Genomic DNA, 7,877 nt, shown 5'->3' with positions numbered 1-7,877 from the left:
GGAGGTGCGGTCCTCTCGGTTCTGCGGAGGTGGTGGACTGCGGGGGGCTGCGCGGGGCTGCGGCGGCGCGGTCGCTCGTGGGGAGCGACGTGTGTGCGGCGATGGCTCGGTGACCGGGAACGGTCAGTCGCTCAGGGCCAGTTCCTTGACCAGGGCCTTGCTCAACGCGTCGATCGTGGGGTTGTCCCACATGACGGTGGGGTCGAGGGAGATGTCGAGGTGGTCCTCGAGTTCGGCGATGACGGACAGCGCGTACAGCGAGTCGAGGCCGTAGTCGGAGAGCGGCAGGGAGGTGTCGATCGCGTCGGCGGGCCGTCCCAGATGGGTGGCCACACAGTCGGTGAGCCAGCGGCCGAGGCTCTCGGCGGAGTGGGTGTCGACATCGAACTCGGGCATGGGACTGTCCTTTTTCGCAGGGCCGGTCGGAACAAGGGCAGGTTCGGAGGGCGGGATCGGAGGGCAGGTTCGGAGGGCGGGATCAGGGGCGGTCCGGCAGCCGGCGCTCAGCCAGGTCGAAGGAGCGCGCGGTGTCGTAGCGGCGGACGAGGTCCGCGTACAGGCGTTCCTGGACGGCACCCGAGGGCTGCTGTGCCCGCCGTGCAAGGGTCGTGAGGATCCGGCTGGGGGCGGCCGCCATGAACTCGGGGGCGAGGAGCGCGGTGGCCGGCCGGGCCGTGACCAGTTCGTCGAGCGGCAGCGGGCGCGGGGCGGGGCGCGGTCCTCGTGCCGGTGCGAACAGCTCCCGCTGGGTCTCGTTCAGCAGCAGTTGGAAGACGGCGTGCTCGCCCTCCCTGATGTAGAAGCGCGAACCCATCAGGATCGACAGCCGGTCGAGTGCGCCCTGGAGCGCGCGCGGCACCAGATGGCGTACGGCCTGCTCGTGGGCGCCTTCCCGGATGGGCAGCGCGTCCTCGCCCCGGACCGCGAGGGTCGTCAGGACGTCGCACAGCAGCAGGTCGGCGTGGACTCCCGACAGCACCTCGCGCAGGTGCGGGATGTCGACGGCGGCCGCTCCGTAGAGGCGGCGGGCGCGCAGGTGGCGCACGGTGACGCGGAGGGCCGAGTCGAGGGCTCCGACGGCCGCGCCGATGTGTACGGCCGTGGCGCGGAACGCGTCGTCGGGGAGGTCCGGGCGGACGGTACGGCCGAGGCTCGGCGAGCGCCGGTACAGGGCGCGCAGCGCGTGCAGCCATGCCTCGGGGGTGTCACCGCTGCTGTGGAGGGCGGCGGGCAGCGCTTGTCCGACCGCCGGGCGGCCCGCCTGGCCGGCGGCCAGAATCGCCCGGAACCCGTACGGGTTCGCGGTGTCGTACGGGTCGCCGAGGTGCTGTTCGACGGCGTCGGCGAGGGCGGTGGAGGCGGTGACCGTGGTCATCGGGCAGTGCCCTCCAGGGCGTCGAGGAGTGAGGGGACCGTGCCGGGAGCGGCGGACAGCAGGGCGTCCGCGAGGGTGTCGAGGGCGTCGCGGTCGGTCTCCTCGACGGGCTCGCCGAGGTCGGTGAGCGCCTTGACCAGGCAGCCCCGCAGCCAGGCCTCGCGGCTGCGGTCCGCGCGGTGCAGCCACAGCTGGAGGGCGGCGGCCGCGGCGAAGCACAGTTCGAACCGTTCGGCGAGCTCGAAGGCGTGTCCGGGCACGGCACGCGGTGAGAAGCGCACGGCGGCCATGTCCTCGTGCAGGCGGTCGGCGGCCTGCCGCAGCCGTTCGGCCAGGGCGGCGAGACGGTCGGAGACGGCTCCGGAGGCAGCGAGGTCGTGGACGCGGTCCACGGCCGCCGGCAGGCCGGTGACGACGGAGGCGCCGGTGCCGGAGAGCAGGCTGAGCGCCTGCGGGCGGAAGGGCCGCAGCGGGGCGTGTACGTCGGTCGCCTCGGCGAGGCCCTCCTCGTCCCGGCGGCCCTTGCGGTAGCCGCGGGCCAGGCGCGCGAACTGGTCGACCAGGGCGTTGCGGTTGACCAGGCTGCTGCCGTCGAAGATGCCGATGATGCGGTGGTCGCGCTCCAGTTTGGCGAAGCGTCCGTGCGGGTCGGCGTCCAGCAGGCCGTAGGGGCCGAGGGTGTGGAGCAGCCGGGCCACGAGGTCGTCGACCTGGGCGGGCACGTATGCCTTGGCCACGGCGGAGACGACGCTCATCTCGCCGGTGAGGGCGTGCACGGAGCGGACCGCGACCAGACCGGTGGCCTCCGCGAGCAGCAGGCCGGCCACCGCCTCGCCCATCTCCCGTCGGACGTACGGAAGTTCGGCGAGGGGTACGCCGTCGTCGTGGGCGTCGGCGACGAACCGGGCGGCCAGGTCCAGGGCGTGGTCGCCCGCACCGAGGGACATGGCCACACAGCCGGTGCGGGTGAGGTGCAGGGCCTTGAGGATGATCTCGATGCCCTGGCCCACCTCGCCGATGAGCGCGTCGGACGTCAGGAACGTGTCGTGGAACGTCATGCCGCTGATGTCGGCGCCGCGGATTCCGTAGGTGGGCACCTTGGGCAGCGGGGTCAGGGCACCGTGGGCGAGCCGGCTCTTGTCGACGAGGAAGAGGCTGAAGCCGCGCGGGCCGCCGGCCGGGTCGGTGCGGGCCAGGACCGTGACCAGGTCGGCCCGGGTGATGTTGTTGATCAGCCACTTCTCGCCGGTGAGCCGCCAGCCGCCGGCGTCCCCGGCGACCGGGTGGGCGGCGACATCGCCGGCCAGCAGGTCGCTGCCGTGGTGGCGTTCGGTCAGGGCGCAGGAGACGACCGCTCCGTCGCTGATACGCCGGCCCAGTCGCGCCGCCCCGTCCGGGTCGCCGACGATCCAGGTGGAGACGGCCCCGAGATAGGTCTTGCCGTGGGCGGCGGCCACGGTGAGGTCCGCTCGGGAGACCGCTCGCAGCAGCCGCATGACCAGGCCGAAGTCGTCGAGTGCGCCTCCGTGTTCGGCGGGCACGTAGTACCGGGGCAGCCCGAACGTGTCGAGTGCGCGGCATGCCTCGGTGGGGAAGGCCTCCCGCTCGTCGAGGTCGGCGAGCGCCTGCGCGGAGAACGGCTTGCCGGGCGCGGCCAGTTCGGTGAGCAGCCGGGCCAGGGCCGGGACGGGGGCGGAGTCGGGGGCGGAGTCGGGGGCGGGCCGGCTCGTCGCCGTCGCCGTCGCCGTCGCCTGCGGGCCGGTGGCCGGGCCGTCCGGGGTGCCTGTGGTGTGCGGGGTCGTGGTCGTCATGCCGGGGCCTTCTCGCCGGCCGGTGCCGCGGGCAGCAGGTGGGACTGGTATTCGGCGTACGTCGGCTCCAGGGCTCCGGCCCGGAAGAGTTCGCGCATCGCCGACCGCTGGATCTTGCCGCTGGTGGTGCGGCGCACCCCGCCCGGCCGCAGCAGCAGGACGGCTCCGACGGGGGCGCCGAACTCGCGGGCGACGGTGAGCCGCATACCGGTGGCGAGTTCCCTGAGCCGCTCCTCGTCCTTGATGCCGCGGACCTCGTGCGTGACCACCAGGACGTCGTCCTGGCCCTGTCCGTCCGTGCCGGGAACCGCGAAGCAGGCGCCGGCGAGGTTGCCCAGTTCCGGTCGCTGGACCCGCAGTTCGTGCTCGATGTCCTGCGGATGGAGGTTGCGGCCGCGCAGGTTGAGCACGTCCTTGATGCGGCCCGTGACGTAGAGCTCGCCCTGGTGCAGGGCGCCGAGGTCGCCGGTGCGCAGATATCCGGTGTCGCCCTCCGCGGTGGTGGCCCGGAATTCGGCCTCGTTGGTCGCCTCGCGCCCCCAGTAGCCCTGTCCGACGACGGGGCCGCGCAGCCAGAGTTCCCCGACCCTGCCCTCGGGCAGGGTGCGCAGGGTGTCGGGGTCTACGACCCGCACCTCGGCACCGCGCGGCGGTCCGCAGCTGACCACGTCACGACCGGGCTCGTCCTCGGTGGTGGGCCGGATCTCGTTGCGTTCGAGGCCCTCGGCACTGACCCGCAGACTGCTGGGCGGGACGTCGACCGCACCGGAGACGAAGAGGGTCGCCTCGGCCATGCCGTAGCTGGGAGCGAGGGTGTCTGCGCGCAGCCCGCTGTCCGCGAACCGCTGCTGGAAGCGGTCGAGGACGGCGGACCGTACGGGTTCGGAGCCGTCGACGGCGTGCCGCCAGCGGGAGAGGTCGAGTCCCTCGGTCTGGGCGTCGGTGACGCGACGGGTGCACAGCTCGTAGGCGAAGTCGGGTGCCGCGGTGTAGCGGACGTCGAACCGGTCGATCAGGTGCAGCCACAGATGGGGGCGCTTCAGGAAGGCGCCGGGGCTCATCAGCACGGTGGTGGAGCCCGTCAGCAGCGGGGTCATGATCATGCCCATCAGGCCCATGTCGTGGAAGTGGGGGATCCAGCCGCCGCCGCGCATGGTGTCGTCCAGGCCGAAGGCCTCGGCGATGCGAGCGGTGTGGTGCAGCAGGTTGCCGTGGCTGATCATGACGCCCTTGGGGTCTCCGGTGGAGCCGGAGGTGTACTGCAGCACGGCGAGGGTGGCGTGATCGGCGGTGGGCATCGTCCAGTTGTCGGGGACGGGTCCGGCGCCGTCGTCGGTGGCCATCAGGCGTAGATGGCCGAGCCCCTCCTCGGCGAGCCATTCTTCGACTTCACCCAGGGTCGGGGTGTCGGTCAGGACGGCAGCCGCGCCCGCGTCGTCCGCGATGCGCCGGACTCGGTGCCGCTCGTGGCGGTAACGACCGGGCAGCGAGGAGGGCACCGCGACGACGCCGGCGTACAGGCAGCCGATGAACGCGGTCAGGAAGTCGAGTCCGGCGGGGTACAGCAGCACGGCCCGGTCACCGGGCTCGACTCCGCCCCGGTGCAGCCGTACGGCCAGGCGCCGGGCCCGCGCGTCCAGTTCGGAGTACGTCAGCCACCGCGCCCCGTCCTCCCGAAGGGGATCCGTCACAAATGCCGCCGCTTCTTTTTCCGGCTGCTTTTCCGCATACTGCCGGAGCACTGCGACAACGCTGGGGGCGGTGACGATTCCCGCCATATTCATGGCCCTGCCCTTCGAGGTTGCGAACGGGTTTTTCCGCGCACCGAATCGGCACTGCCGTGACTTTCTACCGGCTGCCCCAAGCTCAGGGAAGGCGACTGACAGCAAACTGCACGCAGTGCCCGTCCGCCCCACAGCAACAGGGACAAACCTCCTGAAACGGCAGGCAGTTCGAGGGTGCCGAGGCCAGAACCGGCCAGCCGTCCCCCGGCTCCGGGCCCGTTCGCGGCAGTAGAGTCAAGGGCCTACCGCATTTCAGAAGAACCTTCCAGCCGCCGAGTGCGCTGCGTTTCCGGGTGTCACACCGGAGGCTTCCGCCACTCCCCGACTCCGGGATTCCGATGAATTCCATGTATGGCATTCACTTGCCTTCCGTGCTGGTCACCGGCACCTCTTCCGACGCCCACACCTGGAATCTCGTCTTTCTCCAATTACTGCTGGAGGAATGGGGCCACGACGTCACCAACCTCGGCCCCTGCGCGCCCGACGACCTGGTGGTGCGCACCACCCTCGAACACCGGCCCGAACTGCTCGTCGTCAGCAGCGTGAACGGCCACGGCCACCAGGACGGCCTGCGCCTCATCCGGGCCCTGCGCGCCCGGCCGGAGCTCGCCACCACCACGATCGTGATCGGCGGCAAGCTCGGAACCGAAGGGCTGCGCAATGTCGGACAAGTGCGCCGGCTGCTCGACGCGGGCTACGACCGGGTCTTCGACGACGGGGACATCGCCGCGTTCCGCGACCTGGTGTCCCGGTTGTCCGTCCGAGCGGTGTCGTGACGCAGGTACCCTTCGGCGCCTTCGTGGCCGGGGCGCGGGCCCGCGGCACACTCGTCGTCCAGCCCCGGATGGGCTTCAGCGATCCCCACCGGATGCGCGAGGGGCTGGCCCGCACCCGGGGCGCCGACGCGGTCACGGTGGGGACACTGACCCTGGACAGCTACACCCGGGTGCGCGACCTCGCGGCCGCCCGCCAGGCGCTGGCCGACGGCGTCCCGCTCAACGGCTACCCGATCTGCACCCACCCCCCGGACACCTCGCGCGCCGTGCTCGCCGGCATCCACGACGCCTCCTTCCCCGTCCAGGTCAGACACGGCTCCCCGCAGCCCGAGCACATCGTCTCGGCGCTGCTCTCCCTCGGCCTGGACGCCACGGAGGGCGGGCCGGTCTCGTACTGCCTGCCCTACAGCCGCACCCCGTTGCGGGACGCGGTCGCGAGCTGGCGCACCGCCTGCGAGATGCTCGCCGGGCACACCGGCGACGGCAGGGTGCCGCATCTGGAGAGTTTCGGCGGCTGCATGCTCGGGCAACTGTGCCCGCCGGCCGTCCTGGTCGCGGTGAGCGTGCTGGAGGGCGTGTTCTTCGCCCGGCACGGCCTGCACAGCGTGTCGTTGAGCTACGCCCAGCAGACCAGTTGGCAGCAGGACCTGGAGGCGGTGGCCGCGCTGCGGCTGCTCGCCGGCGAGCTGCTGGGGCAGATCGACTGGCATGTCGTGCTCTACGCCTACATGGGCGTGTATCCGCTCTCGCGCGACGGCGCGCTGGCTCTCCTGGAGGCGGCCGCACGGCTCTCGGTCGCCTCGGGAGCCTCCCGGCTGATCGTGAAGACCGCCGCGGAGGCGCACCGCATCCCCACCGTCGCGGACAACGTGGAGGCGCTGGAGACCGCCGCGCGCGCCGCGACCGCCGCCCCCGCACCGGCCCCCGGCCCACCCGACGCCGACTCCGAGGTGTACGAGGAGGCCCGCACCCTCGTCCACACCGTGCTGGAACTGCACGACGACGTGGGCACCGCCCTGCTGACGGCCTTCCGGCGCGGTCTGCTCGACATCCCCTACTGCCTGCACCCCGACAACGCGGGCCGGGCCAGAAGCTTCATCGACCGCGACGGGCGGCTCCGCTGGGCGGACACCGGTGCGCTGCCCCTCGCCGAAGCGGCCGTGTCCACCGCGCGCAAGGTCACGTCCGCCGACCTGCTCACGGCCCTGTCACGCGTGCAACGGGCCTACGACTCCGGAGGAACCCCATGACCAGCACCTCGCCGCTGCCCACCGCGCCCCTGGCGGCCGGGCCGGGGCCGACCTGGCGGGGCTGCGGCCCCGCGGCGCAGCTGCTGATCCTCACCGGACGATCGGTCAGGGCGAACTTCACGCACCTCAAGGTCGTCGTGCTCAGCATGCTGCAGCCGGTGTTCATGCTGCTGCTGCTCAGCCAGGTCTTCGGCGCCATCGTCGACCGCGGACATCTGCCCGACGGCGTGGCCTACCTGGACTTCCTGCTCCCCGCCCTGCTGGTGACCACCGGCATCGGTCCCGCGGTGGCCTCGGGCATCGGCCTGGTCCGCGACATGGACAACGGCGCGGTGGCGCGGCTGCGTACCCTGCCGATCCACGCCCCGCTGCTGCTGTTCGCCCGCAGCTTCGCCGATCTGCTGCGCACGGCGGCCCAGTTGGTGATCCTCGTCGTGGTGGCGGTGGTGTTCCTGGACGCCGATCCGGCCGGCGGGCTGCCCGGGCTGCTGGCCGCGGTACTGCTGACCTGTGCCGTCGTATGGGCGATGACCTGGATCTTCCTCGCCCTGGGCGCCTGGCTGCGCAACGCGGAGGCCATGCAGAGCGCCGGCTATCTGGTCACGTTCCCGCTGATGTTCGCCTCCAGCGCCTTCGTCCCCAAGGACCGGCTGCCGGACTGGCTCCAGGTGCTGGCGACGATCAACCCTCTGTCGTACGCCATGGACGCCAACCGCGCGCTCGCCCTCGACCAGCCGCTGGGCACCCATGTGTGGTCCGCGCTCGGCGCCAGTGTCCTGGTAGCCGTCGCCGGATCGATCACCGCCGTACGGGCCTTCCAGCGTCCGCCGGCCTGAGAGCCTCCGAACAAACCCCCTGCCCGCGCTGCGACGCCCGGCACG

At 72.3% G+C, this 7,877-nt stretch carries 7 protein-coding genes; 3 read left to right on the top strand and 4 right to left on the bottom strand.

Annotated elements, in window-relative coordinates; translation table 11 throughout:
- Nucleotides 1-123: 123 nt before the first annotated feature.
- The 4 genes from ACIRD7_RS05335 to ACIRD7_RS05320 all read right to left on the bottom strand — a co-directional run bounded on the left by ACIRD7_RS05335 (nucleotide 124) and on the right by ACIRD7_RS05320 (nucleotide 4,964).
- The gene (locus ACIRD7_RS05335; RefSeq protein ID WP_403449967.1) at nucleotides 124-396 is read right to left on the bottom strand and encodes an acyl carrier protein; all 273 of its coding nucleotides are present in this window, start codon (nucleotides 394-396) and stop codon (nucleotides 124-126) included.
- Nucleotides 397-478: 82 nt separating this feature from the next.
- Nucleotides 479-1,375 (bottom strand): hypothetical protein, encoded by an 897-nt coding sequence (locus ACIRD7_RS05330; RefSeq protein WP_403449965.1) that lies wholly within the window; start codon nucleotides 1,373-1,375, stop codon nucleotides 479-481.
- A complete protein-coding gene (locus tag ACIRD7_RS05325; protein ID WP_403449962.1) occupies nucleotides 1,372-3,186 on the bottom strand; it encodes an acyl-CoA dehydrogenase family protein in 1,815 nt (604 codons plus the stop codon). Before ACIRD7_RS05325 ends, ACIRD7_RS05330 begins: the two co-directional genes overlap by 4 nt.
- Nucleotides 3,183-4,964: a fatty acyl-AMP ligase gene (locus ACIRD7_RS05320; RefSeq protein ID WP_403451680.1), complete on the bottom strand. Its 1,782-nt coding sequence runs from the start codon at nucleotides 4,962-4,964 to the stop codon at nucleotides 3,183-3,185. The genes ACIRD7_RS05325 and ACIRD7_RS05320 overlap by 4 nt, the downstream gene beginning before the upstream one ends.
- Nucleotides 4,965-5,317: 353 nt before the next feature.
- On the opposite strand from ACIRD7_RS05320, the gene ACIRD7_RS05315 reads away from it, so the two are divergent.
- Genes ACIRD7_RS05315 through ACIRD7_RS05305 form a run of 3 tightly spaced genes read left to right on the top strand, consistent with a single transcriptional unit; the run spans nucleotide 5,318 to nucleotide 7,832 of the window.
- Entirely contained in the window at nucleotides 5,318-5,746 is a 429-nt protein-coding gene (locus ACIRD7_RS05315; protein WP_403449960.1) for a cobalamin B12-binding domain-containing protein, read from the top strand.
- Nucleotides 5,743-6,996 (top strand): methylaspartate mutase, encoded by a 1,254-nt coding sequence (locus tag ACIRD7_RS05310; RefSeq protein WP_403449957.1) that lies wholly within the window; start codon nucleotides 5,743-5,745, stop codon nucleotides 6,994-6,996. The genes ACIRD7_RS05315 and ACIRD7_RS05310 overlap by 4 nt, the downstream gene beginning before the upstream one ends.
- Entirely contained in the window at nucleotides 6,993-7,832 is an 840-nt protein-coding gene (locus tag ACIRD7_RS05305) for an ABC transporter permease (RefSeq protein WP_403449954.1), read from the top strand. The genes ACIRD7_RS05310 and ACIRD7_RS05305 overlap by 4 nt, the downstream gene beginning before the upstream one ends.
- Nucleotides 7,833-7,877: the final 45 nt, after the last annotated feature.

This window comes from Streptomyces sp. NPDC093568 (assembly GCF_044764945.1).
Classification (GTDB): Bacteria; Actinomycetota; Actinomycetes; order Streptomycetales; family Streptomycetaceae; genus Streptomyces.
Note: the sequence above shows the minus strand (reverse complement) of the source record. Positions and strands in the feature narration are given on the sequence as shown.

Bases quoted from the DNA above. Each gene is read 5' to 3' on its own strand.
- ACIRD7_RS05320 (WP_403451680.1), bottom strand. From the start codon at position 4,964: ATGGCGGGAATCGTCACCGCCCCCAGCGTTGTCGCAGTGCTCCGGCAG.
- ACIRD7_RS05335 (WP_403449967.1), bottom strand. From the start codon at position 396: ATGCCCGAGTTCGATGTCGACACCCACTCCGCCGAGAGCCTCGGCCGC.
- ACIRD7_RS05325 (WP_403449962.1), bottom strand. From the start codon at position 3,186: ATGACGACCACGACCCCGCACACCACAGGCACCCCGGACGGCCCGGCC.
- ACIRD7_RS05305 (WP_403449954.1), top strand. From the start codon at position 6,993: ATGACCAGCACCTCGCCGCTGCCCACCGCGCCCCTGGCGGCCGGGCCG.
- ACIRD7_RS05315 (WP_403449960.1), top strand. From the start codon at position 5,318: ATGTATGGCATTCACTTGCCTTCCGTGCTGGTCACCGGCACCTCTTCC.
- ACIRD7_RS05330 (WP_403449965.1), bottom strand. From the start codon at position 1,375: ATGACCACGGTCACCGCCTCCACCGCCCTCGCCGACGCCGTCGAACAG.